We start from the raw sequence: 24156 nt of genomic DNA, 5'->3' as shown, positions 1-24156 counted from the left end.
GAGGTTACAAGGTTTTGCTAATGAGATGCTGCACGTTAAAAACGTGTGTTATAATTGTTTGTATATAAATCTTTCTGTGCCTTCTTCGCTTATCAACAAATCTAAATCAAACTAAACCGGAGGAACTTTCTATTGAAACGTAAAGACTTTATCCAGCTTTCCGCAATGGGACTGGGTGCGCTCGTCATGCCGAACTTAACTGCTTTCGGCAACACTGTTGATCCATCGCGTTTTCTCAATGATGGTATCGATGTGAAACTGAAAAAACAACTGGCAGACGTAGCCCTCAATGCAGCCCGCGCCAAAGGCGCTACTTATGCGGATGTACGCATAGGCAGGTACCTGAATCAATTTATCGTGACCCGCGAAACCCGCGTGCAAAACATCGCTAATGCAGAATCATTTGGCGTAGGTATCCGCGTAATCGCTAACGGATGCTGGGGTTTTGCTGCTACCAACAACGTTACAAAGGAAGAAATAGCCAAAGCTGCTGAAAGAGCAGTGGCGGTGGCAAAAGCCAATTCCAGGGTGGTTACCGCGCCGGTGCAACTCGCAGCACAACAGGGTTATGGAGAAGTAACATGGAAAACTCCCATCCAGCAAAATACATTTACGGTACCGGTAAAAGATAAAGTAGATCTGCTGCTATCTGTGAATGATGCGGCACTAAAAGGCGGGGCTAACTTCGTTAATTCCGCTATCCTGGCTATTAATGAACAAAAATATTTCGCCTCTACAGATGGATCTTATATCGATCAGGATATCCATCGTTTGTTTCCAACTTTTACCGTTACTAAAACAGACCGCAATACCGGCAAATTTGAAACGCGTAAATCGTTGAGTTCACCGGTGGGAATGGGATACGAATATCTTACAGCTACTCCGGAAAGCAAAGTGGGCGGCATTGTTACGCGGTATAAAGACCGGTACGATATGCTGGAAGATGTAAAGAATGCGACCAACGAGGTAGAACAAAAACTGAAAGCAAAATCAGTAGAACCGGGTAAATACGATCTGATCCTGGATCCTTCTCATCTGTGGTTAACTATACATGAATCAGTAGCACATCCTACAGAACTGGACCGTGTACTGGGTTATGAAGCCAACTACGCAGGTACCAGCTTCTTATCACTGGAAAAATTAAAATCAGGCAATTTTCATTTTGGCAGTAACCTGGTAAACGTGGTAGCAGATAAGCTGCAACCCGGTTCATTAGGCGCTGTAGGATATGACGATGAAGGCGTGAAATGTGGTAACTGGGATATTATTAAAGATGGTGTGCTGGTAAATTTTCAGGCTATCCGCGATCAGGCACATATGATAGGATTAAAACACTCGCAAGGTTGCTGCTACGCGCAAAGCTGGGCGGATGTGCAGTTTCAGCGTATGCCTAACGTGTCTTTACAACCGGGCAAAGAAAAACTCAGCGTAGATGACCTGATCAAAAATGTAGAAAAAGGCATCTATATCATTGGTGATGGCTCTTTCTCTATTGATCAGCAACGTTATAATTTTCAGTTCGGCGGACAAACATTTTACGAAGTAAAGAACGGTAAAATTATAGGTATGCTGAAAGATGTGGCCTATCAGGCAAATACGCAGGAGTTCTGGAATAGTTGCACTGCCATCGCAGATAAAAGCGATTACCGTTTAGGTGGCGCTTTTAATGATGGTAAAGGACAACCCGGACAATCCAATGCGGTATCTCATGGTAGCTCCACCACCCGCTTTAATGGTGTAAACGTTATTAACACAGCAAGAAAAATCTGATCTCACTAACATGGCTATATTAAAACAAGAAGAAGCGAAAGCATTACTCCAAAAGGTGCTTTCATATTCCAAAGCAGATGAATGCGAAGCTTCACTCAGAGGGTCTGAAGGAGGCAATATCCGTTATGCCCGCAACGCTATTTCTACTGCAGGAGATATCAGCACCATGAGCCTTTCGGTAACAGCTACCTTCGGCAAAAAATCAGGCACTGCTACCATCAATGAATTTGACGACAGCGCTTTGAAGAGAGTGGTGCAACGTGCAGAAGAACTGGCCAGACTGGCACCGGAAAACCCGGAGTACATGCCCTTACGCGGACCAGCGGAATTTAAAATCGCCAAACAATATATTGATGCTACCGCTGCTATCACACCGGATAGCCGCGCAGAAGCTGTGGCTAACAGCATTGCAGTAGCTAAAGAGGCAAACCTCGAAGCTGCCGGCTACGTGGAAAATACTACCGGCTTTAATGCTGTCAGCAATTCAAAAGGACTGTTTGCCTATGAAACATCCACTGATGTGGTGTTTACTATTACCACCCGCAACAGCGCCGGCACCGGCTCTGGCTTTGCAGCACGTGGTTTTAACGATGTAAAGAAACTGGATACCGTATCCGCCACTAAAATAGCAGCTGCCAAAGCCAACAGCTCCGCTGCGGCTAAAGCCATTGAACCCGGTAAATACACCGTGATCCTGGAACCCGTAGCAGCTACTTATATGCTGGAAAATATGTTCCGCGGACTGGATGCACGCAGCGCTGACGAAGGCCGCAGCTTCATGAGCAAACAGGGCGGTGGCAACCGTTTGGGAGAACAGCTGATGGATGAAAAAGTAACGATCTATTCTGATCCTTTTCACCCCGACTTACCTGCCAGCACCTGGAACAGGGAAGGTTTCCCACTGGAAAAAACAAAATGGATTGATAAAGGCGTGGTAAAAAATCTCGCTTATTCTCAATACTGGGCGCAGCAAAAAGGAGTGCAACCCGTTCCCACACCATCTAATATTATTATGGAAGGAGGAGATGCCTCACTCGAAGAATTAATTAAAAGCACCGAAAGAGGAATATTGGTATCCCGCCTCTGGTACATTCGTTTGGTAGATGCCCAAACCCTGCTGCTGACGGGGCTTACCCGCGATGGTACTTTCTACATTGAGAACGGTGTTATCAAACATCCGGTGAAAAATTTCCGGTTTAATGAAAGCCCGGTTATTATGCTCAACAATGTAGAAGCATTGGGTAAAACAGAAAGAAGCGTGAGCATTGAATCTTACCGGAGCTACCTGATACCGCCCATGAAAATCAGGGACTTTACGTTTACATCCTTATCTGATGCTGTATAAAAAATGATCTAAACTTTAGCTCCATGAAAAGAAGAGATTTTCTACAAATGGCCGGCATGGGCCTGGGAGCCGGACTCCTGGCCCAGGTGCCGCTCATAGGAAACGCCATTCCTATTGAGACGCCGTGGTACACCATTGACGTAACCAAAAAGAAAGAACTGGCAGATGCAGCCCTCAACGCTGCACGTAGTAAAGGTGCTACGTACACGGACGTACGAATTGGGCGCTACCTCAATCAGTTTATTATTACCCGCGAAGACAAAGTAGAAAACATCGTTAACACAGAATCCTATGGTATCGGTATTCGTGTAATCGCAGGCGGTAGCTGGGGCTTTGCCTCCACTGATAAAATGGATAAAGACAGCATTGCAAAAACAGCAGCGCTGGCGGTGGCCATTGCTAAGGAAAATGCACGGTTGTTGACTACCCCGGTAGAACTGGCGCCACAAAAGGGTTATGGAGAAGTAAGCTGGAAAGCTCCCATCGAAAGAAACGCCTTCGATGTACCTGTAAAGGAAAAAGCAGACCTACTGCTGAGCGTAAATGACGCAGCACTTAAAGGAGGCGCCAATTACATCGGCTCCTACATGTTCCTGGTAAATGAGCAGAAGTATTTTGCCAGCTCCGATGGTTCCTACATTGATCAGGATATACATCGTATCTGGCCTACGTTTCAGATCACTAAAATAGATGCTGCCACCGGCAAATTTGAAACACGCAATGCACTCAGTGCTCCACGCGGAATGGGATATGAATATCTTATGCCCCGTGAATCCGATAAAATAAAAGGAGTAACTACGTTGTATCGTAACCGTTACGATATGCTGGAAGATGCCCGCCAGGGCGCTGCGCAGGTAGGAGAGAAGATGAAAGCCAAATCGGTAGAACCGGGCAAATACGACCTGATCCTCGATCCATCCCACCTGTGGCTCACTATCCATGAATCCGTAGGACACCCTACAGAGCTGGATCGTGTACTGGGTTATGAGGCTAACTTTGCCGGCACCAGCTTTCTCACACTGGATAAATGGCAGTCGAAAAATTTCAATTTCGGCAGCCCTCTCGTAAATATTGTGGCAGATAAAACACAGCCCGGTTCATTAGGCGCTGTAGGCTACGATGATGAAGGGGTGGGGACGCAGAAATGGGACCTGATTAAAAACGGGGTATTGGTTAATTATCAAACTATCCGCGACCAGGCACATATCATTGGTTTGAACCACTCACAAGGTTGTTGCTACGCGCAAGGCTGGGGGGATGTACAGTTTCAGCGGATGCCTAATGTATCATTGCAACCTGGCGCCGGGAAATTATCTCCTGCTGAAATGATCAAAAATGTAGAAAAAGGCATCTTCATCGCAGGCGATGGTTCTTTCTCGATAGATCAGCAACGCTACAATTTTCAGTTCGGCGGACAACTCTACTATGAAATAAAAAATGGCCAGATCGTAGGCATGCTCAAAGATGTAGCTTACCAGAGCAACACACAGGAGTTCTGGAATTCCTGCAAAGCCATCGCAGATGAAAGTGACTATCGTTTAGGTGGTTCCTTCTTCGATGGAAAGGGACAGCCATCGCAGTCCAGCGCCGTATCTCATGGTTCTTCCACTGCACGTTTTAATGGAGTAAATGTTATTAACACAGCCAGAAAAATTTAATTATGCCGATACTCACTCAAACCGAAGCGCAGGCATTGTTGAAAAAAGTGCTTGCTTATTCTAAAGCGGATCAATGCGAAGTAAATATTTACGGTAAGGATGCAGGCAATCTCCGCTATGCCCGTAACGCCGTTTCTACCAGTGGTGGTAACAGCAGCAGTACATTGGCGGTATCATCTGCCTTTGGTAATAAACTGGGAGTTGCTACCATCAATGAATATGATGATGCCTCCCTGGAAAAAGTAGTCAGGCGCTCTGAGGAGCTGGCGAGACTGGCACCGGAAAACCCGGAATTTATGCCCTTCCTGGGCCCGCAGGAGTATGCTGCTACATCACCCACCTTCAATAAAGATACGGCCGCTATCGATCCTAAATACCGTGCAGATGAAGTGGCAAAGAGCCTGAGCATCTCAAAGGAAAATAAACTGGTAGCTGCCGGTTTCCTGGAGAATCATGTAGCTTACTCGGCTATCATGAATACCAACGGGCTATTTGGCTACAATACCTCTACGAATGTAAGTTTCAACGTTACGCTGCGTACAGAAGACGGTACGGGATCAGGCTATTCCACCAAAGCCTACAACGATGTCAGTAAGCTGGATATTTCTGCTGCTACAAGAATTGCTGCGCAAAAGGCCAGCGGCTCAAAAGGTGCAAGGGCCATAGAACCCGGTAAATACACGGTGATCCTGGAACCTGCGGCTGCATTGGTATTACTGGAAAATATGATCGGCAGCATGGATGCCCGCAGCGCTGATGAGGGCCGTAGCTTTCTCAGTAGCCCCGGTGGTAAAACCAAACTGGGTGAAAAGCTGATGGACGAGCGCGTAACGATCTATTCTGATCCATGGAATCCTGAATTGCCTACCAGTAGACTCAATGGAGATGGCCGGCCACATGAAAAAGTTACCTGGATTGATAAAGGAGTGATGAAGAACGTTTATTACTCCCGCTTCTGGGCTAAAAAAAATAATGCAAAAGCATTACCCGGCCCTGATGGCTTCATTATGGCCGGTGGCGATGCCACATTGGAGGAGCTGATTAAAAGCACTGAAAAAGGTATCCTCGTAACACGTCTCTGGTACATCCGTGAAGTAGATCCGCAAACACTGTTGTACACAGGTCTTACACGTGATGGTACTTTTTATATTGAAAACGGAGAGATCAAATTTCCTGTGAAAAATTTCCGTTTCAATGAAAGCCCTATCATTATGTTGAATAATGTGGAAGCTTTGGGTAGGCCGGAACGTACGGTGAGCGGAGAATCACAACAGAGTGCTTTAATTCCTCCCATGAAGATCAGGGATTTTACGTTTACGTCTTTGTCAGACGCTATATAGACTGTCTGAACTGTGATTTTTATGATTTTTGTGATTATCCTGATGAGCGAAGATCTCAGCGGATTTTGTCTGAACCAGGATTTTTAGGATTGAATGGATTACCCTGATGGGTGTTATATTGCTCATCTTGAAGACATACACGATTATCTTCGCTTATCAGGATCATCATACTAATCATAAAAATCATAGTTGAGACAATACCCGCTATAATCTTCTCCACCCATCAGGGTAATCCATTCAATCCTAAAAATCCTGGTTTAGACAAAATCCGCTGAGATCTTCGCTCATCAGGATAATCACAAAAATCATAAAAATCACAGTTCAGATAATTTCCTCCTCCTCCTTATGCCTGGGCTGATAATACAAATAAAAGAAAGCCAATAGCAGCAGCCCCGTTAAAAACGGTATCAGTGCAAGATGTTTGTAGGTGATCCAACTCCATATAACACCTGTATCAAAATGAAAAAACTCACTGATCATCCAGTAAGAGTTTGCTGTAATCCATACGGTAATGGCTACGTTATGGCATAATTCAGACATGAACTGACGGGTACGCCAGGCTATCACAATAGAAATAATCAGCGTAGGGAAGATCATGGCTATACCTAAAGGTTTCCAGATCATACACCAGCTGATATCTTTCAGTAGCCAGAAAACAATATGCAGATTTTCCATCTTACGATAACTTAAAGGAATACTGTATACCGGCGATGCGGTGTCACGCTTGCTCATATTGGTTGATCGGTTAATTTTATCAGTTAAAAGAGGGGATAAAGATATTGTTTATCTTCGTTTTATACCAGCCCGACTCCTAAACCAATACTGGCTATGAATGAATTCTATTGGTCTTACCAACAAACGCGCTTTTATGGTATCAACTGGATACCTGCAAACTTCAATCGCGTAATGATCATTGTACATGGGATAGGAGAACATACCGGTCGTTATGATCATGTGGCGGAATTCTTTATGCAGGAAGGGTTTGCCGTGATTGGTATCGACCATTACGGTCATGGTAAAAGCGACGGCAAAAGAGGAGCTTCCCGTGGATTTGAATTTATGTTTGATTACCTGCAGGCCTTTTTGTTGCATGTAAAAGAATTGTATGGCAAACCGGTGGTGATGTATGGGCATAGTATGGGCGGAGGTGTGTTGACAGGTTTTTTATTAAGAAGAAATCCTGCGCTGCAGGCAGCCGTTATATCCGCCCCGGCATTGATTGTTGCTATGCGCCCTGGTGCTTTCTTCAAAGGCTTGCTGAAAACAGCGGCTGCATTGTTACCTGATCTCCGCGTTAAACAGGGACTGGATATTAATAAAATTTCACATGATAAGGCAGCCGTAGAAAAATTTCTGCACGACCCTTTGCGCCATGATGAAATGAGCCTCCGGCTGGCCAGTGATATGATACAGAACGGGGCCTGGTGCCTGTTACATGCCGCCGATCTGAAAGTAAGGTCCTTGCTGATGCATGGTGGCGCAGATGAATTTACTGCGGTGGAGGGCTCCCGGTTATTTGCACAACGGGCGCCTGCAAAACTGCTTACCTACAGGGAATGGGACGGAATGTATCATGAAATACACAATGAATCCAATAACAGGGATGTATTGGTATTTATGGCAGGTTGGTTGAGTAGTGTCAGATAATCATTAAATTCGTTCATTAATTTTAATGTTTATGAAAATCCAGAGATCCTTTAAATGGTTCCTGCCGGCACTCTTTACCATCATTTGCATACAGGCAAAAGCACAGGTAGATGTAGGTGTACGCGGAGGACTCAGTATTCCCAATCTTACCGCTGGCGGTAAAGAAAACAATCCTTTAAATACCGGTTACAGCTCCCGCCTGGGGCCTGATTTCGGCGCCTTTGTGGAGTATCATGTGAGCCACCTTTTTTCTATCCAGGGTATGATAGACTATTCCTCTCAGGGAGGAAAAAAATCCGGACTACAGGCATTTCCTTTTCCACCAGCAATGGCCGGACAGTTACCTCAGGGAATGCCGGCACCTACTTACCTCTACGCTAACTTCAAAAGTGAAGCAAAACTGAATTACCTGATGGTACCTATTCTCGCCAAATTTGGCTGGGACCTGGGCCATGCTTCACCATTACGCTTATACGTAGATGCGGGTCCTTTCTTCGGATTCCTGGTGAGTGCCAAACAGGTAACCAGTGGCAGCAGCCTGTTTTACCTGGACGCAGAAGGCAAACAGCCTATTACACAATCGCCGCAATCGCTGGATAATACAACTGATATCAAAAATCAGTTGAATACCTTCAATTTTGGGGTAAGCGGAAACGTAGGACTGGCCTATCATTTCAGTCGTAATCAGGTATTTGTGGAAGCTGGTGGTAACTATGGCTTTCTCAATATCCAGAAGGGAAGTAATAACGGTAAAAACAATACCGGCGCGGCTACCGTATCGTTAGGATATGCTTACCGCATCAGGAAATAAATAATTACGAATTACGAATTGCGAATTACGGATCGAAGCGGTCTTCGCTTATAACCGTAATTCGCAATTCGTAATTATTTATTTATGGATTAGTAGACCACAGCCCCGCTGATTTCACCACCACTCTTCTATTCAGCTTCAACTGCGCTACAACAAATTCTGCGAGGTCTTCCGGTTGCATCACCTTATCAGGATTACCATCTGTTAAATTAAGGTCTTTAGCCATATCAGTGGCAATGGTGCTTGGCGTTAAAGCGCTGACACGGATATTATGTTTCCTTACTTCCAGCATCAAAGATTCCGTTAAACCCAGCAAACCGAATTTAGAAGCGCTGTAGGCGCTGGTTGCAGGTGCTCCACGCTGACCGGCAGTAGAAGAAATATTAATGATATCGCCGGTTTTTCTTTCGATCATACCAGGCAATATGGCACGGGTTACATAGTAGACGCCCATCAGGTTTACCTGGATGATTTGTTCCCATTGAGCAGGTTCCAGATCCATGAAACCGCCAAAAGCAGCTATACCTGCATTGTTGATCAGTATATCGATATCACCCAGTTCTTTGGTGACTTTTTCTACAGCTGCATTTACTGCGTTGATGTCACCCACGTCAGCCAGTGCAAAAGCTACTTTTACACCCAGTGCACTTACTTTCTTCACTACTTCTTCCAGTGGACCGGCACTGCGTCCCATCAGGGCAATGTCTACACCTTCGTGCGCAAGCGCCACTGCCAGCGCGCGACCAATACCTTTACCACCACCGGTGATCAGCGCTTTCTTCCCTTTTAATGATTCCATATGATGTTTCCATTAGTTAAGCGTAAAAAATACCTGGCAAAGGTACAAAGCTTTGTTCCAATTACAGATTATCTTCGCAGGTATCCATCATCACAGCAACCATAATATGATTCAGATTTCCAATGAAAAACTCACCATTGTGGTGAAACCCCTCGGAGCAGAATTGCAAAGCATTGTTCGTAATGATACAGGCCTGGAATACCTATGGAGCGGTGATCCCGCTTACTGGGGCAAAAAAAGCCCTGTGTTGTTCCCGGTAGTAGGCGGACTGAAAGATAACACCTACCGTTATAACGGACACAGCTATACGCTGGGCCGCCACGGCTTTGCAAGAGAACAGGAATTTACCGTAAAAGAACAGGGACCGGAGCACGTTACTTTCAGTCTCACTGATAATGATGCTACCCGCAAAGTGTACCCGTTCCGCTTCGAATTCTCTATTCAGTATCTCCTGCAGGACGATCAGCTGCAGGTAACCTACCAGGTGGAAAATAAAGATGATAAAGAACTGTTGTTTTCCGTAGGTGCACATCCGGCTTTCAAAGTACCGCTGGTACCGGATACCACGTATGAAGACTATTATCTCTATTTTAATAAGGAAGAAGATGCCGGCAGATGGCCTTTATCCGGCGAAGGACAGATAGAACTGGCGCCTGTACCAATGTTACAGCATACACATGAGCTACCACTGAAAAAGTCATTATTTTATGAAGATGCCCTGGTATTTAAACAGCTGTCTTCAACGGCTATCTCCATTCGGAGCAGGCTTACACCACATGGCCTTACACTGGCTTTTGAAGGCTTTCCCTACATGGGTATCTGGTCTGCAAAGGATGCAGACTTTGTATGTATTGAACCATGGTGTGGTATAGCTGATAACGTGGCGGCCACCGGGGAGTTGGAAGAGAAAGAGGGGATTAACCGGTTATCTCCCGGAAAAATATTTGACAGAACGTGGACGGCTACTATATTTTAAAGAAGGCCTTCGGCCTTTGTCTTTTCTTTAGCAGGATTTTGATGATTAATCTTGATTTTTCTGATTTCATTTCTTTCTAATCAATATCTATACTGATTTTCTAAAAGCATATTAAAAACGATATAGATATCTTTTAAAAGAAAATAAAATCAGAAAAATCAAGATTAATCATCAAAATCCTGCTAAAGAAAAGACAAAGGCCGAAGGCCGAAGGCCTTAATTCCTAAAAATTATATCCTGCTTTCAAACCAAAGAAACCATGTGTATTACTCTTGAACCAGGCTTCGTACTTAGCTTCCACATCAAGACCCAGTAAGCGGATACCTACACCCGGAGCTACCAGCGCACCTACACCGTTGTTATAATCACCGGTGAACTGAGCAGTACCACCTTCCACTTTTACGTACAGGATAGAAATGAGTTTATATCTCAACCCCAAACGGATAGGTATTACTTTGGCATCAGGTACGCCTGAACCACTCTTACTGATAAATTGATAATAACTGACGGAACCTACAGCGGTTAAACCGGCAATCAGCTTAACATCAGCACCGAGACCAATACCATAACCGGTCTTGTGCGTGTCACTGAATTTGCCGGTAGGAAAACCTGTTTCTACAAAAGGACCGATACTGAATCTTTTCAGCTGCGCTTGTGAAGACTGCACACTAACACAGACGATCAACAGCATTGTAGCAAATGCCAGGAGGATTTTTTTCATAAGAACTAATTTTCAAAAGGATTGGTAATTCGCAAATTAGTTGTAAATGTAATGATTCCGTCAGATATTACGAACTAGGCTTCACTTGGCTCCAATTCCGGCGTAGCCAGCAGTTTCATCTTCTTTTCTCTAACGGGCGTATCAATCCTTGGCGGCATTAGTTTATATACTACCGGTGTTACAATGCGTGATAACAAAGTGGAGCTGATCAGGCCACCAATCAATACAATAGCCAGTGGTGCAATCAAGGGATTGGTAGATATGGCCACTGGTATCAATCCACCAATAGCAGTGAGGGATGTTAGTACAATGGGCAGAAAACGTACTTCCCCTGATTCACGTATCGCCTCATCCAATGGTCTGCCCTGCATCCTCAACTGATTGGTGAAGTCTACCAGTAAAATGGTGTTCTTTACTTCTATACCTGCCAGCGCTATCAAACCGATAATGGCTACAAAGGAGAGAGAATTGCCCGTCAGCCACAAACCAATAGCAGCACCCACTACACCCAGTGGTATAACAGATAATACAATCAGCATACTCTTGAAAGTTTTGAATTGTAATATCAGTACAGCGATGAACAGGAAAACAGTGACAATAATAACGCTCATAAAGCCGCCAAAAGAGTTCTTCTTGCTTTCTACTTCTCCACCCATCTCGTAAGTATAGCCTGCAGGGAGTTTCATCACGTCCATCTGTTTTACTATATCTTCAATCACTTTGTCTATCAGGAAACCCTTTTTTACAAAAGCATTCACCGCCACTACCCGGTTTTTTTCCTGGTGATGAATACTGAGCGGAGATGTTTCCAGCTGCCATGATGCTACCTGTGATAATGGAATAGCAGTTCCCTGGCTGTTATTAACATACAGATCCTTGAAAATATCGAGCGTTGGCTTACCCGTTTTTTGTTTCGTTAATAAGATGTCATAATCATTGTCATTCTTATCATTGTACTTACCCAGGTTGATACCGGAAACGGCTAAACGAACTACCCGGTCAATATTGGCAGTAGGAATGCCCAGCTGCTGCGCTTTCTCGCGATCTATCTGCACCCTTACATCCGACTTCATGTTGCTCACCGGGTTGGAAATGTAAATGGTACCGGGTGTTTTTTCAAGTGTCTTTTCTATAGTGGCAGCCAGCGAACGTAAAGTGTCCAGGTTATCACCGAATAGTCTTACTTCTATCGGTGCTACCATTGGTGGCCCCTGTTGAAAGTTTTTCACTTCTACTTTAGCACCAGGATAGGGTGTCCATTTTTTACGCAATGCTTCAATGAGCTGGGTCTTTTTATCCGGACTGGTATGTTCATCCAATTGCACAAATATCTGTGCATAATCACTCCGTTCATTTTCCGGTATCTCGTTGTAATAGATACGTGGATTGCCTTTCCCGATATTGCTGGCAAAAGATTTTATTTCTTTTTCCTGCTTCAATTCCTTTTCTATCTGTGTTACTATCTGGTTGGTATAGGCCAGGTTTGACTGTGGTGGAGCAATTACATTAATCAGGAACTGTGGTTTTTCAGAAGCAGGAAACAAACTGAATCCAATGATCTGGAATATACCGATAGAACCGGCAAAGATGAGCAGCGACACCACGATAGTAATCACCGGACGATGCAATGCTTTGTCCAGCAGCTTTGCATAGCTGCCATGGATCAGCTTTTTGAGCAAACGCATAAAAAGATTGCCTTCCGGGTTGCCGGTATGTTCTTTCAGTAAACGGCTGGCGAGGAACGGAATAATGGTCAGTGAAACAGCCATAGAAGCCAATACACTGAATATTACGGCCAACGGTAAGCTACGGATAAAATCACCACTACCTTCCGGCATAAATACCAGTGGCATAAAAGAGATGACCAGTGCGGCGGTACAGCCCACCACTGCCAGGCCTATCTGCGACGTGGCTTTCAGTGTAGCTTCCAGGCGGCTATGTCCTTCCAGCATCCAGCGTTCTATATTTTCTATCACCACAATGCTGTCATCCACGAGTAGTCCCAAAGCTACTACCAGTCCTACTATGCTCAATTGGTTAAGGTTGTAGCCGAACAGTTGCAGTAACACAATACCAATAGACAGCGACAACGGAATCGAGATCATCACAATCAGGGCCGGACGTTGGCCCAATGGCAGTAGCGTGAAGGCAACTAACAGGATAGCAATGAGGAAATCTTTTCCCAGTCCGCTCAAACGGTTATTCACGGCATCTGCCTGATCAAAATATTGCACCAGGTCTATATTGGCAGGCAATGTTTTTTTGAATTGATCTATCACCGGTTTGTATTGCAACTGTGTTTTGGTGATATTTTCGCCTGATTTCTGCGCAGCAGAAACTACTGCACAACGATGACCATTCAGGCGTACAAAATATTTCTCATCTTCAAAACCATAGTATACTTTGGCAATATCTCTCAGGAAAATATTTTTTCCATTGGCCGCAGATACAATGGTGTTATTGATTTCGTTCAGCGACTGATAATTACCACTGGTTTTTATGTTGAAGCTTTTTTCTCCCGCATCAATACTACCGCCGGGAATATTGGCCATTTCGCTCTGAATGGCTGCCATCACAGCATTTACGGGGAGATGTAACTGGGCCATTTTGTCCAGCTGCAATTCTACACGTACTTGTTGTTCCGGTAATCCGTGCAGTTTTACATTTTTCAGGCTGGGTACTTTTTCCAGTTCTTTCTGTAATTTTTCAGAGTAATAATGCAGCTTATCTCTCGATGCATTTTCGGAGATCAGGGCTACCTGCAGCACGTTTACATCGGAAGGCTCACTTTTGAGGACCTCCATGCTGTAAATGTCTGTCGGCAGGTCTTTACGTTTATTATTCACTTCTCTTACCAGCTCCTGGTATTTCTGTTCTACGTTGGAACTGTATTTATATTCAACATGCATCACCGCCACACCATCACTGATAGCAGTGCGTACGCGTTTAATATCATCCAGTCCATAGATCTCTTTCTCCATGGGGTCTACTACCAGGTCCTCCATGTCTTTCGGACTGGTACCAGGATACACCACTACCACATTAAATTGCGGTGCCCGTAGCTCCGGGTCTTCTGACCGGGGCATATTCAGGATAGTAGTGATGCCCAGCACTATAATCATAATAAATATCACCAGGGTAAACTGGTAATTTTTAACGGCATAATTGGCTATTTTCATGGCAGCAAAAGTTATTGGATGATACGGATGGAAGATTGATCTTTCAGGTAAGCACTACCTGAAATAATAAGTGCTCTGGCTTGTTCCATGCCCGCGCTGATCAGCACATTTTCTTTCTCCATGCCTGCAATGGTCACCGGAATTTTTTGAGCGGTTTTATTATCATTGGTAATAAATACGAAGCCGCTGCTGCCGTTGCCATCCAGCAGGGCAGCGTAGGGAATGCTCCAGGCAGTGCTGCCGGTAGCAGCGCTGGCGGTAATATGGCAACGGCCAAACATGCCGGCCGCGATGGCGGCGGGCTTGTTGCCGGTAAGTTGTACATCAATAATGAAAGTGCCGCTTTGTGCATCAATGCCTTCCGATTTACGTGTAACCGTTCCAGATAGTTGGTCGCCAGGCAATGCAGCTGTTTCTATGGTTGCTTTATCACCTGTTTTTACCTGTGCCCATTCTTTATCGCTTACGCCTATACGTAGTAACCAGTGTGCATTATGTGCACCGTTGGTTTGCAGTACAGGAGTACCCGCATTTACCAGTTGGCCGCTGCTCACCAGCTTGTGTAGTACATAACCATCCTGTGTGGCGTGGATAGCTGAATAGCTGCGGTTAAACTGGGTAGTACTGAGTTGTTGTTTCGCCTGGTCCATCGTGGTTTTGCTGTTCTGCAGCTGTTCAAGTGTAGCTACGCTGTCGTTATGCAGATTTACAATACGCTGGTAATCACGTTGTGATTTTTCATATGCCAGCTGATCTTTTTGCACCTGCGCATCAATTTCAGTGAGGTTCAGGGTAGCCAGCAACTGGCCCTTGCGAACAGGGTCACCTTCTTTTACCAGGATATTGCTGATGATACCGTTAGTTTTGAAAGAGAGATATACTTCATCATCTGTAGTGAATTGTCCGGATGCATTGATAGAAACAGCCGTGCCTTGTTTTTCCAGCGACATTACTTTCACCGGGATCACATCGGTACTATCGGCAGTAACTTTTGTTGGCTTGCTGCGGCAGGAGAACAACAGCAGTGATAATGGGAGGACGAGCAATGTATTTTTCATATGAATAGATTTACTGTATGTTATTGTCAATTTTATAAGATGCCTGCGCACGTTCTACCGCTGCGTAAGCTGTTTGTACGGAAGCCTGTGCTACCACTGTTTGCAGACGCGCCTGCGTAAGCTGATTCTGCGCGTCCAGGAGTTCTATGTACAACAGTTGCCCTTCTTTGTATATTTTCAGCTGGTCGCGGTAATAGCGTTCTGCAAATGACAGCTGGCTTTGCGCCGTGTGAAAATCTTTTACCGCTGTATTATAGTTATTCACCGCCTGGTATAGTTGTAACCGTAAGGCGTCTTCTGTTTTGGAAGATTCATTGGAGATGGATTGCAAATCCACATTCGCCTGTTTGATTTTGTTTTTGTATTTGTGAGAGGCAAACAGATTCCATTCCAGGTTTACGCCAAAGAGGTAATAGCGGGAGTTGTTATCGAAACGGGCACCTGTAGCCTGTGAGCCCAGATCAATGAATGTGCTGAGTTTTGGAATAATGTAGGCACGTTGTAATTGTTCGTTTAACCGGTAGGCGTTAGTGGCACTTTTATATTGAGCCAATTCTTCCCGGCCATTGATATCGTTGGTGGTCATGGTACCTGGTGTAATAAGCAAGTTGCTGTCCAGTGTTACATTTTCTTCCAGGCCCCGGTTTAATAAGAAATTGAAGTACGCTTTGGAATTCTGTCTTGCATTCATTGCTTTGTTGATATCAGCATCTGTTTTTTCCTTCTCTGTCTGAGAACGATATAAAGTAGTGTTGTTGCGAACACCATTGCGTACCATACTTTCGTTGATACGGATATTTTCGTTGATCAGCGACAGCGCATTGTTGTAGATGGCCACTGTTTGTGATGCCTGGTAATACTGGTAGTAAGCGGTTTTGATATCGCGCACCAGTTCCCGTTTGTACACATTCACTGCTGCCTGTTGCTGCGATAGCTGTTCCCTTTTGATCTTTTGGTTGTAATAGATTTCTGCATTGATCAGCGGCAGGCTGGTCCTGAATTTTGCATCATAAAAATTATCGGGATTCAGGAGCACCTTCACGTTGTCCAGCTGTTTGAAGTTATGGCTGCCGGTAAGCTGGTTAAGACTATTGTATACCGGGTTCATAATATCTCCGATGGGGAAGTCAATAGTACGGCCGCCACCGGCTTTGGTATAGCTTCCCAGGAAAGATACATTTGGACCAAAAAGACTCTTAGCTTCCTGAAGTGCATACATGGATTTCTCCAGTTCGAAGTTTTGCGCTTTTAATCCTTTGTTGTTGCTGAAAGCTAATTGTATGTATTGATCCAGTACCGTGTTTTGTGCAAAGGAGGGTAGACCCGCTGTCAGCAGGCTTATTAACAATGCTCCTTTTGTGAGTGATGTGTACATAATGAACGGTGTTTATTTATACCGAAAAAAATAAAGCCAGAAGCGGCTTTTATAATCGTTGTTGATATACTGAACAGTGTTTAATACTGGCGTTTAAAAAAAGCCGTATAGGCTTTTTAGTTAGGGGATGATTACATTCCGGTTGATCACATTTATTCCATTACACTTTCATCATCTGCAGAAAAAATTCCGCTTTTATACTTTAATAATATGCAGGTATTCCTTGATACTCTGATCTACCACTTTATTAATTTCTTCTCCTGTCAGGCCGGCTACTTTAAACCTGCATCTGAGGTCAAGACTGATGAAACCATGCGCAAAAGCCCAAACGGAAAGGGTGGCTACCGTAGGATCTTTAAACCGGATCAGTTTCTTTTCTATACACTCACTTACCAGGTTGTAAAGTGCGTCGTATGCCGGATCGCCATTCTTCCACTTTTCTTCATCATGTTCCACATTCATGGGCGCCTTAATAATAAACATCAGGTCATATAACTCCGGATGATCCCTTGCAAATTGTACATATGCAAATGCTAATTGCTCCAGTCTTTTAAATGGCTCTTTATGATTGATATGTTTGGCAAATTCCTCGCTTAATGTAGCAAATGCTTCGTGCTGTACATCGTACAACAACTCATCCTTATCCTTGTAATAAAGATAAATGGTAGCAGGACTGTATTCTATTTTATCGGCAATATTGCGGATAGATACTTTTTCATATCCATCCTCTACAAACATTTTTATGGCTACATCCACAATACGCCTGCGCATTTCTGCCCGCTCACGCTCTTTTCTTTCTGTTATACCCACATTGAATTGTTTACAGTGCAAATATACTGAACACTGTTTATTTTCCAAATTTATTTTTTATTCCACAGTAACCTCGTCACAACACAAAGCCGGTTTTTTACCTTCAACTGCCCGCCAGTCAGGCAATGTAGCCGCACACTTCGCTGTAACCCTGATATACCTCGCCTGGATACCTGGCAAACTAAACGCATAAGGAACGATATGAATGCCGTAATCTTCCCCGGCAAGGGGCGTGGCCTTTTCCCCGGCAGGTTTGAAATGAGTGCCATCTGCTGATGTTTCTACTACTACCTGTACCGGCGTAAAAATGTAATGCCGGGCATCCTGTAAAAAATTCATTTGTATGTTATGCACTGTCTTATTGCTACCCATATCAATGATGGCAATCATATCCTTACCATAAGTAAATAACCAGTTATAGCTGAAATCATTGCCGCCAAATAATCCGTCTGTCAGCGTAGCTTCTTTCTTGGGCGTGTACTCCGGCGTATAAGGATTTACCAGCGTTACAGCGGCATGCAATGCCAGGCTGTTCACCCACTTACGCGAGAACAGCTGCTCCCATTCCTGTGCATATGCATCCGGTGATATACCTCCCTCTGAAAGCTCCTGTACGCCGGATTTTTTGCATTGATCAACGAATTTTTTTACGCGCAAAGGCCATTTAGGATTTACACTTCCATCGGGTTGGAGGTAGCCGTATTTTTCGTTGCCATAAAAACGGGATTGTTGCAACACAGCATATTCCAGCGAGAGCCGGGTATTGTATACGCGTTGCAGTATGGTGTTATCATTACCTGCCGCGGCTTCGGCCTTATCCAGCAAGGTGGAATACTGATCTGTTAATACCGGCGATAAATAATCGCGGGTATTAAATATAGGGTTACCATAAATATCCAGTGTGGCCTTAGTGCTTTTAACGGCATTGCTGAGCGCCTCCAGGTATTGCCCTATAAATGGTCCGGCTGCGCCATAATAACCCTTTAAAAAGGCGCTGTTAACCTTGCTGATGTCTATGTTTGGGTTCCATAACAGTGACGCCTGTACGTAACTGTTATATGCTGCCATATCGCCGTACGTTTCCCCGCTGCCCTGCGAAAAAACACCCTTTACATGGTGCGCTGCAAAGTATTTGATATTGGGTTGCAGGTTGCTGTAATCAGGAAAAGGAGCCAGGTAGTTGGTAAACTGTGTGGTATAATCCCAGATGAAAAGGTTGCCGGTAGCGGCCTCCCAGCCTTCCAGGTTTTTACGGAAGGTGGCAGCAGACGGTGCTTCCGATAAAGGCGTTTGCCGGAAAGCAGCTATGGTACTCAGCATAATATATACATTGGTAGCCGGCTTTGTTTGCAGCGGTGGTTTGGCAGTATAACCGTAAGCCAGCGTGGTAAAACGTTGCGCCGGAAATTGTGCCGCTACCCGGTTAACGAACCGGATCAAAGAACCCTGTGGACCGCCTTCTGCTGCATCTGTTTTGCTGCACAGATCACAGGTACAGGCACCGTTGCCATCCTGTGGAGCAACAGACCAGTACATGGCATCCGGATTATCTGCAATGGCTTTTTTAAAGTATGCTACCGTTAACGCATACACGTTTTCATTACTCAAACAAAGCTGCAAAGCCTGCCGCTTGCCATTTACCAACGAGTAATATTCCGGATGCGCGGAGAAATAAGTGGCAGGAGGTATCATCTTGAAAAAGGAATGCCCCCATAAGCCCCATAAGTCCTCAAAACGCTGCAATCCATGCCAGGAAAGATATTCAGGGTCTGCAGAAGGAGGATAGTAGCTTTCCCGGTAAAGAAAAGCCGGCTCCTGCAAATCAGCCAGATTGCCCGCTATTCGTATATTTTTAGCCGTTGGTACAGTGGCGGGCTCGTGTGCATCCTTACGGCAACCCATATACGTTTGTAATACATAATATACGCCGTATACCACCCCTTGACCACTACCACCATGGATATACAGGTTAGCGCCTTTACTGCCAACAAAAAAACCTTCCCCTTTTATTTTCTCCGGGCCGTTGGCATGCGCCGTATTGCCAATGAACACAGCCGGCTGATCTTTATATTGACTTTCTGCCACAACAGGTAATGTTGCACCGGAAATCTTCCTGATATAATCCTGTAAAACAACAGCAGCCTTACTTTCGGCCTTTGTGGCCGGAGCAGGGGTAACAATTACATATGCACTGCTGCCTTGTTTAACTATGGTAAGATCGCCCCCCTGTTGCCGGCAGCCGGGATGTATAAGCATCGTCATCAGTAGCAAAAAGCTGTTCATATTTCTACGCATTGTAAGTCAGTTAAAATTTCCGCTGAAACACCACATAAATATCATACTGGTTCTGATACCTGGTATCATTAATTTTCTGATTAATCCATGTGCCGTAAAGGCCCACCGTTGTGCTGTATTTGAATACTTTCTGATAGCCCACTCCAATGCTGTGGGTAAGCAATCCGGATAACTGCGGGAACTGTATCAGCCGGCTCCTGTCGTCCGGAGAAGTACCCAGCCCGCCAACAACCTGTATATAATCCTGTCGCCGGTTCATGTAATAACGGGTAGTGAGATTAAAGGAGGTATAAAAGTTGGGCGACTCACTGATAAAGTAAGCACGGAAGTTCACCCAGAAATCACCAAACGGTTTGGCTACAGAGGTAACCCCGGAGAAGCTGGTAATACTGTCCAGGTTGAGATAACGCGCACCCAATTCTACTTCTATATCTTTCTTAAATGTTTTGAAAATAGAGTAGGAGGCACGCAAATGTGGAAACACTATCTTGTTGGAATAGGTGAGTAACCCATAAGAGTAGAGTTTGGGATTATGCGTGTAATACATTTCTGCCTCTCCCTGTAATCCGTTACCCGTTTGCCTTCCGGCATAATCCAACCGCAATGCATAAGAGCCGCGTTTGATGTAATGACGGTATTCTACAGTGGCAATATTATATTTATCAGCAGAATAATCGTAACTGGAATTAAGATAATATAAGCCAAACTGGTTCTTCAACGTTTTACTTCCCAGGTAATCCCTGTAATCAATATTGGTAGCTGTGCTATGCAGCTTCACAATGGAATCCGCTACCAGGGAGGCGGCAGCAAAGTCCTTTTTGTTCTCTAACGTAATAGCACGTTTCATTAAAAATGTTTCATTGTCGGGATAATACTTAATACCCTGATTGGTATATGCAAGTGCGCTATCATAGCGTTGTTGCCCGTTCAGTATATTGATGCTGTATAACAATGCCATAGAATCTTTACTGTTCAGTGCCAGCACCTTGTTAAACATGCCCAGGGCACTGTCTGGTTGCTGATTGCGCTGGTACTCCGTTCCTGCCGCCATAAGACTGCTCAGGTAAGCATTTTTATATTTGAGGGTGTACGGGTATTTCGTCATCAGGTCTGCTGCAATGGCCGCCGCACCCCTGTAGTCGTGCAGCTCCTGCAGCACAGCTGTTTTTTTCAAAAGGAAATCACGATTGCCGGGATAATATTCCAATGCTTTATCTGCATACAACAATGCACTGTCAGGTTTGCCGGTAGCACTTTGCAGATTAATCATATAATCAAGTGCATCCTGGTTGGAAGGTGCTACTGCCAATACCGCCTGGAACTGTTGTTTAGCCAGGTCATATTCTTCTTCCTTCATTAACAGGCGCCCGGAGGCAAGCCGCATGTCTGCCAGGTTAGTAATAAAACGGGCATCGTTCGGATAACGGGAAGCAAGGGTAGTGGCTATTGCTGCGGCTTCTTCATATTTACCGGCATCTGCCAGTACACTTGATTTTTTTAGTAAGAATTTTTCGTTGCCGGGATAATAGCTGAGTGCCTGATCCAGCACTTTCAGTGCTGCTGCATTATCTTTTTGAAAGATGTAGGTGTTGGCCAGGAGATCCAGCACAGTAGTGTCTGTAGGGCTCACCTTCAGCGCACTATCAAATGCGGCGAGTGCCAGATCGTATTGTTGCTGCGACAGGTATTCGCGGCCAGTGGCTGTTTGCAACAGTACCAGCCTTTCTTTTAATGCAGGATTAGGCGCACGTTGATACAATACTTCTGCCAGCGCCGCTGCAGTACTGTATTTGCGGTCGCCTTCCAGCACATCCATTTTAAGCAACAATAATCTGGTATCCGCAGGATTAATTTTTAATCCCCTGTTAATCCATGCCAGCGCTTCTTTGTAAGCCCCTCTGGTCATGCTGTAACCAATTACTTTATCCAGTGCTTCCCGGTTACCGGGATTTTTTTCCAGCACACCCTGGTACAACGTATAGGGGTCAGTGTTAGTATAGTAGGTAGCTGCCTCCATGCGCAGGGAAGTTTCCAGCGCATGCGCCTGTGCATCTCCGGGATACCTGCGGAGTATCTCCTGTAATACGCTCAGGGCATCTGCATACAAATGCATTTCCTGCAATATGCTGAGCTTGTGCAGGAGCAGGCTGTAAGAACCGGGGCTCGCGGCCAGCGACTCATTTACCTGGTCCAGTGCATTGCGGTAGTTACCACCTTTCAATTCCACGCCCAGTCCTGCTTCTCTTGCTTCCGCATTCCGCGGGTCTACTGCCAGTACCCGGTCGTAGCTTTGCCGTGCCATACCACTGTTGCCCAGTTGCTGGTAATATTTCCCGCTCAGCATATAATGTTCTATATAGGCATTGCGAACAGTTGTATCCTCCGGATATTTATCCATCAGTGTGGTGGCGTAATTGTTGCCCTCGTATATTTTATGCTGTACATCCAGGATCGCCAGTTTCTTCCCCATAAAATCCCTGCTGCCCGGAAAGTAGCTCAGGGCTTCATCTGCAAAACATTCCGCTTCTTCATATTTGCCGGTTGACAGTTCTACATTGATAGCATAAAAATATACATCGCGGTACTTTGGATTTTTAGCTAATACCTGTTTAATATATTTACGCGACAGATCATACTGTTTGGTCAGCAGGTATAACCGGGCCAGCAGGAGTTGCTGATCTATAAAGTCGGGTTGCGCTGCCAAAGCCTGTCTCGACAAGGTGATGGCCTTATCATAATGCTGCTGTTTTGTTTCCTGTACAGCCAGATTGTACAATTCTTCTGCGTTCATCGTTTGTTTAAAAACCTGCGCCTGGGTTTGCAACGCCAAACACAACATAATGCCCGATAACAGATGTTTTAATACAGCCATTTGGTTACTTTATTTAGTAGTTACTTTTTTCTTTCCAAAACCTTGTCGCTGCATATTTCCCCAGGTACTTTTTTTACCGATAAGGAAAAACAAATAACCACGCAAAGCAAAAAATACGATCAGCGGATGATAGAGCAATGGCTCTAAAAAGGCCATGAGTGCCAGTGATATCACTTCCCGCCAGGTTTTATAATAACCGTAAGTCAGCTGATCCCAGCATATAGCCAGTGTGGTGATCATCACAGAATACAGGTACACAAATAATAATAATATCAATGCATAGTGCCAGTTCACCTGTGCTGTGATGATCAGGTACAGATAATAAACAATACCTGTGAATTCTATGATCGGCGCCAGGAACTCAAAAAAGAGATTGTATGGCAGCACTATCAATCCCAGTTTTTTATACCGGGGATTAAATAATATTTTATGGTGAATGGTCATGATCTCTCCCAGGCCACGTCCCCAGCGGGTTCGCTGCCTGCTGAATACTTTCATATTTGGAGGGCCTTCTGTCCAGCATTGTGTGGTGGGAATATAACGGATGGCGTATTTCAGTTTATTATCGATCATGAACGCACACATGCGGGTAATGATGTCCATATCTTCCGCAAAAGATTTGTGGTCATAACCACCGGCCTTGATAGCAATTTCTTTATCAAATAAGCCCAATCCACCGGAAACGTTGGGTACACTGTTCATGGTACTCCATCCCATTTTACCCAGTACATAAGCCCTGATATATTCCATTTCCTGGAAGCGGGGCAACAGTTTTTCGGGGGGGCGTACCCGTGTGATCACACCTTCATCTACCTCACAGGAATTGGCAATGCGCAAAGTAGCACCGGTGGCTATTACGCGCCGGCTGTCTTCCACCACATGCACATATCCGCATTCCGGACAGGGCTCACCTATTTCCTTTGTTTTCATATGCTCCTCATCCATAAAGGGCTTGATCATACGCAGCAACGTATCTTTTTCAATGATACAATCCACATCCGTGCACAGGAAATAATCGAAGGCCGCCGCGTTGATACCTGCGTTGGAAGCATCTGCTTTACTTTTACCGTTTACCTTATCAATCACCAGCAGCTTATCGTACGCAGTATTGGTTGATTTAAAGATGCGCTTCACCGGTTGTGTTACAATACGTTCATTGTAGGCAAAATTAACCTGCACCAGCTGAAACTCATGGATCAGCTTTTCCAGGGTATCATCTGTGCTGCCATCATTCACAATAATTACTTCAAAGCGTGTATAGTTTAACGTTAGTAAGGAACGTACGTTCATGATAATGGTAATGCCTTCATTAAAGGCAGGTGCAATCACGGATATGCCCGGTGTAAGCGGAGATTCCAGCAGCTGGGCATAATCAGTAAAGCTGCTTTTTTTGCGGAAATGCAGGATGCCACGCCACGACATGAATGCCAGCAACGCATACAGAAACAGCATGGTACAGCCATATATAAATACCCCACTTTCAAATAATGACCTTAACAT

At 44.8% G+C, this 24156-nt stretch carries 17 protein-coding genes; 7 read left to right on the top strand and 10 right to left on the bottom strand.

Annotation, left to right across the window (positions count from 1 at the left end):
* Positions 1 to 132 precede the first annotated feature (132 nt).
* The 4 genes from CLV51_RS15770 to CLV51_RS15755 are packed head-to-tail and all read left to right on the top strand — an operon-like array spanning position 133 to position 6113.
* Positions 133 to 1770, top strand: a complete 1638-nt coding sequence (locus CLV51_RS15770; protein ID WP_211302020.1) for a TldD/PmbA family protein — start codon at positions 133 to 135, stop codon at positions 1768 to 1770.
* A 10-nt stretch (positions 1771 to 1780) separates the two neighbouring features.
* Positions 1781 to 3115 carry a TldD/PmbA family protein gene (locus CLV51_RS15765; RefSeq protein ID WP_106529027.1) on the top strand — a complete coding sequence of 445 codons (1335 nt, stop codon included), beginning with the start codon at positions 1781 to 1783 and terminating at the stop codon, positions 3113 to 3115.
* Between the two features lie 23 nt (positions 3116 to 3138).
* Positions 3139 to 4773: a TldD/PmbA family protein gene (locus CLV51_RS15760; RefSeq protein WP_106529026.1), complete on the top strand. Its 1635-nt coding sequence runs from the start codon at positions 3139 to 3141 to the stop codon at positions 4771 to 4773.
* 2 nt (positions 4774 to 4775) lie between these two features.
* Positions 4776 to 6113, top strand: coding sequence for a TldD/PmbA family protein (locus CLV51_RS15755; RefSeq protein WP_106529025.1), 1338 nt, complete (start codon positions 4776 to 4778; stop codon positions 6111 to 6113).
* A gap of 321 nt (positions 6114 to 6434) precedes the next feature.
* Here the strand turns inward: CLV51_RS15755 and CLV51_RS15750 are convergent, their stop codons facing one another.
* A complete protein-coding gene (locus CLV51_RS15750) occupies positions 6435 to 6845 on the bottom strand; it encodes a hypothetical protein (protein ID WP_245898772.1) in 411 nt (136 codons plus the stop codon).
* Positions 6846 to 6941: 96 nt separating this feature from the next.
* Here CLV51_RS15750 and CLV51_RS15745 point away from each other — a divergent pair, with 96 nt between their 5' ends.
* Together CLV51_RS15745 and CLV51_RS15740 are read left to right on the top strand one after the other, a co-directional pair.
* Positions 6942 to 7760 carry an alpha/beta hydrolase gene (locus CLV51_RS15745; RefSeq protein WP_106529024.1) on the top strand — a complete coding sequence of 273 codons (819 nt, stop codon included), beginning with the start codon at positions 6942 to 6944 and terminating at the stop codon, positions 7758 to 7760.
* 31 nt (positions 7761 to 7791) lie between these two features.
* Positions 7792 to 8571 (top strand): porin family protein, encoded by a 780-nt coding sequence (locus tag CLV51_RS15740; RefSeq protein ID WP_158267033.1) that lies wholly within the window; start codon positions 7792 to 7794, stop codon positions 8569 to 8571.
* A gap of 82 nt (positions 8572 to 8653) precedes the next feature.
* On the opposite strand, the gene CLV51_RS15735 is transcribed toward CLV51_RS15740, so the two are convergent.
* On the bottom strand, positions 8654 to 9370 hold the full coding sequence (locus tag CLV51_RS15735) for a 3-ketoacyl-ACP reductase (RefSeq protein WP_106529022.1): 717 nt from the start codon (positions 9368 to 9370) through the stop codon (positions 8654 to 8656).
* Positions 9371 to 9422: 52 nt separating this feature from the next.
* On the opposite strand from CLV51_RS15735, the gene CLV51_RS15730 reads away from it, so the two are divergent.
* Positions 9423 to 10346, top strand: coding sequence for an aldose 1-epimerase family protein (locus CLV51_RS15730; protein WP_245898770.1), 924 nt, complete (start codon positions 9423 to 9425; stop codon positions 10344 to 10346).
* A 223-nt stretch (positions 10347 to 10569) separates the two neighbouring features.
* Here the strand turns inward: CLV51_RS15730 and CLV51_RS15725 are convergent, their stop codons facing one another.
* From CLV51_RS15725 to CLV51_RS15690, 8 genes are all read right to left on the bottom strand, one after another.
* The gene (locus tag CLV51_RS15725; RefSeq protein ID WP_106529021.1) at positions 10570 to 11067 is read right to left on the bottom strand and encodes a hypothetical protein; all 498 of its coding nucleotides are present in this window, start codon (positions 11065 to 11067) and stop codon (positions 10570 to 10572) included.
* A 74-nt stretch (positions 11068 to 11141) separates the two neighbouring features.
* Positions 11142 to 14246: an efflux RND transporter permease subunit gene (locus CLV51_RS15720; RefSeq protein WP_106529020.1), complete on the bottom strand. Its 3105-nt coding sequence runs from the start codon at positions 14244 to 14246 to the stop codon at positions 11142 to 11144.
* Between the two features lie 11 nt (positions 14247 to 14257).
* The gene (locus CLV51_RS15715; RefSeq protein ID WP_106529019.1) at positions 14258 to 15304 is read right to left on the bottom strand and encodes an efflux RND transporter periplasmic adaptor subunit; all 1047 of its coding nucleotides are present in this window, start codon (positions 15302 to 15304) and stop codon (positions 14258 to 14260) included.
* A gap of 10 nt (positions 15305 to 15314) precedes the next feature.
* Positions 15315 to 16679, bottom strand: coding sequence for a TolC family protein (locus CLV51_RS15710; protein ID WP_106529018.1), 1365 nt, complete (start codon positions 16677 to 16679; stop codon positions 15315 to 15317).
* Positions 16680 to 16874: 195 nt separating this feature from the next.
* Positions 16875 to 17489: a TetR/AcrR family transcriptional regulator gene (locus CLV51_RS15705; RefSeq protein WP_146151294.1), complete on the bottom strand. Its 615-nt coding sequence runs from the start codon at positions 17487 to 17489 to the stop codon at positions 16875 to 16877.
* 57 nt (positions 17490 to 17546) lie between these two features.
* Positions 17547 to 19784: a DUF4838 domain-containing protein gene (locus tag CLV51_RS15700; RefSeq protein ID WP_106529016.1), complete on the bottom strand. Its 2238-nt coding sequence runs from the start codon at positions 19782 to 19784 to the stop codon at positions 17547 to 17549.
* 10 nt (positions 19785 to 19794) lie between these two features.
* A complete protein-coding gene (locus CLV51_RS15695) occupies positions 19795 to 22656 on the bottom strand; it encodes a tetratricopeptide repeat protein (protein ID WP_106529015.1) in 2862 nt (953 codons plus the stop codon).
* 9 nt (positions 22657 to 22665) lie between these two features.
* Complete coding sequence (locus CLV51_RS15690; RefSeq protein ID WP_106529014.1) at positions 22666 to 24156, bottom strand: glycosyltransferase family 2 protein; 1491 nt, start codon at positions 24154 to 24156, stop codon at positions 22666 to 22668.

The sequence above is a fragment of the Chitinophaga niastensis genome, assembly GCF_003014755.1.
GTDB classification, from domain to species: domain Bacteria; phylum Bacteroidota; class Bacteroidia; order Chitinophagales; family Chitinophagaceae; genus Chitinophaga; species Chitinophaga niastensis.
This window is presented reverse-complemented; position numbering and strand designations above follow the sequence as displayed.

Bases quoted from the DNA above. Each gene is read 5' to 3' on its own strand.
- CLV51_RS15765 (WP_106529027.1), top strand. From the start codon at position 1,781: ATGGCTATATTAAAACAAGAAGAAGCGAAAGCATTACTCCAAAAGGTG.
- CLV51_RS15760 (WP_106529026.1), top strand. From the start codon at position 3,139: ATGAAAAGAAGAGATTTTCTACAAATGGCCGGCATGGGCCTGGGAGCC.
- CLV51_RS15755 (WP_106529025.1), top strand. From the start codon at position 4,776: ATGCCGATACTCACTCAAACCGAAGCGCAGGCATTGTTGAAAAAAGTG.
- CLV51_RS15750 (WP_245898772.1), bottom strand. From the start codon at position 6,845: ATGAGCAAGCGTGACACCGCATCGCCGGTATACAGTATTCCTTTAAGT.
- CLV51_RS15745 (WP_106529024.1), top strand. From the start codon at position 6,942: ATGAATGAATTCTATTGGTCTTACCAACAAACGCGCTTTTATGGTATC.
- CLV51_RS15740 (WP_158267033.1), top strand. From the start codon at position 7,792: ATGAAAATCCAGAGATCCTTTAAATGGTTCCTGCCGGCACTCTTTACC.
- CLV51_RS15735 (WP_106529022.1), bottom strand. From the start codon at position 9,370: ATGGAATCATTAAAAGGGAAGAAAGCGCTGATCACCGGTGGTGGTAAA.
- CLV51_RS15725 (WP_106529021.1), bottom strand. From the start codon at position 11,067: ATGAAAAAAATCCTCCTGGCATTTGCTACAATGCTGTTGATCGTCTGT.
- CLV51_RS15720 (WP_106529020.1), bottom strand. From the start codon at position 14,246: ATGAAAATAGCCAATTATGCCGTTAAAAATTACCAGTTTACCCTGGTG.
- CLV51_RS15715 (WP_106529019.1), bottom strand. From the start codon at position 15,304: ATGAAAAATACATTGCTCGTCCTCCCATTATCACTGCTGTTGTTCTCC.
- CLV51_RS15710 (WP_106529018.1), bottom strand. From the start codon at position 16,679: ATGTACACATCACTCACAAAAGGAGCATTGTTAATAAGCCTGCTGACA.
- CLV51_RS15700 (WP_106529016.1), bottom strand. From the start codon at position 19,784: ATGCGTAGAAATATGAACAGCTTTTTGCTACTGATGACGATGCTTATA.
- CLV51_RS15695 (WP_106529015.1), bottom strand. From the start codon at position 22,656: ATGGCTGTATTAAAACATCTGTTATCGGGCATTATGTTGTGTTTGGCG.
- CLV51_RS15690 (WP_106529014.1), bottom strand. From the start codon at position 24,156: ATGTTAAGGTCATTATTTGAAAGTGGGGTATTTATATATGGCTGTACC.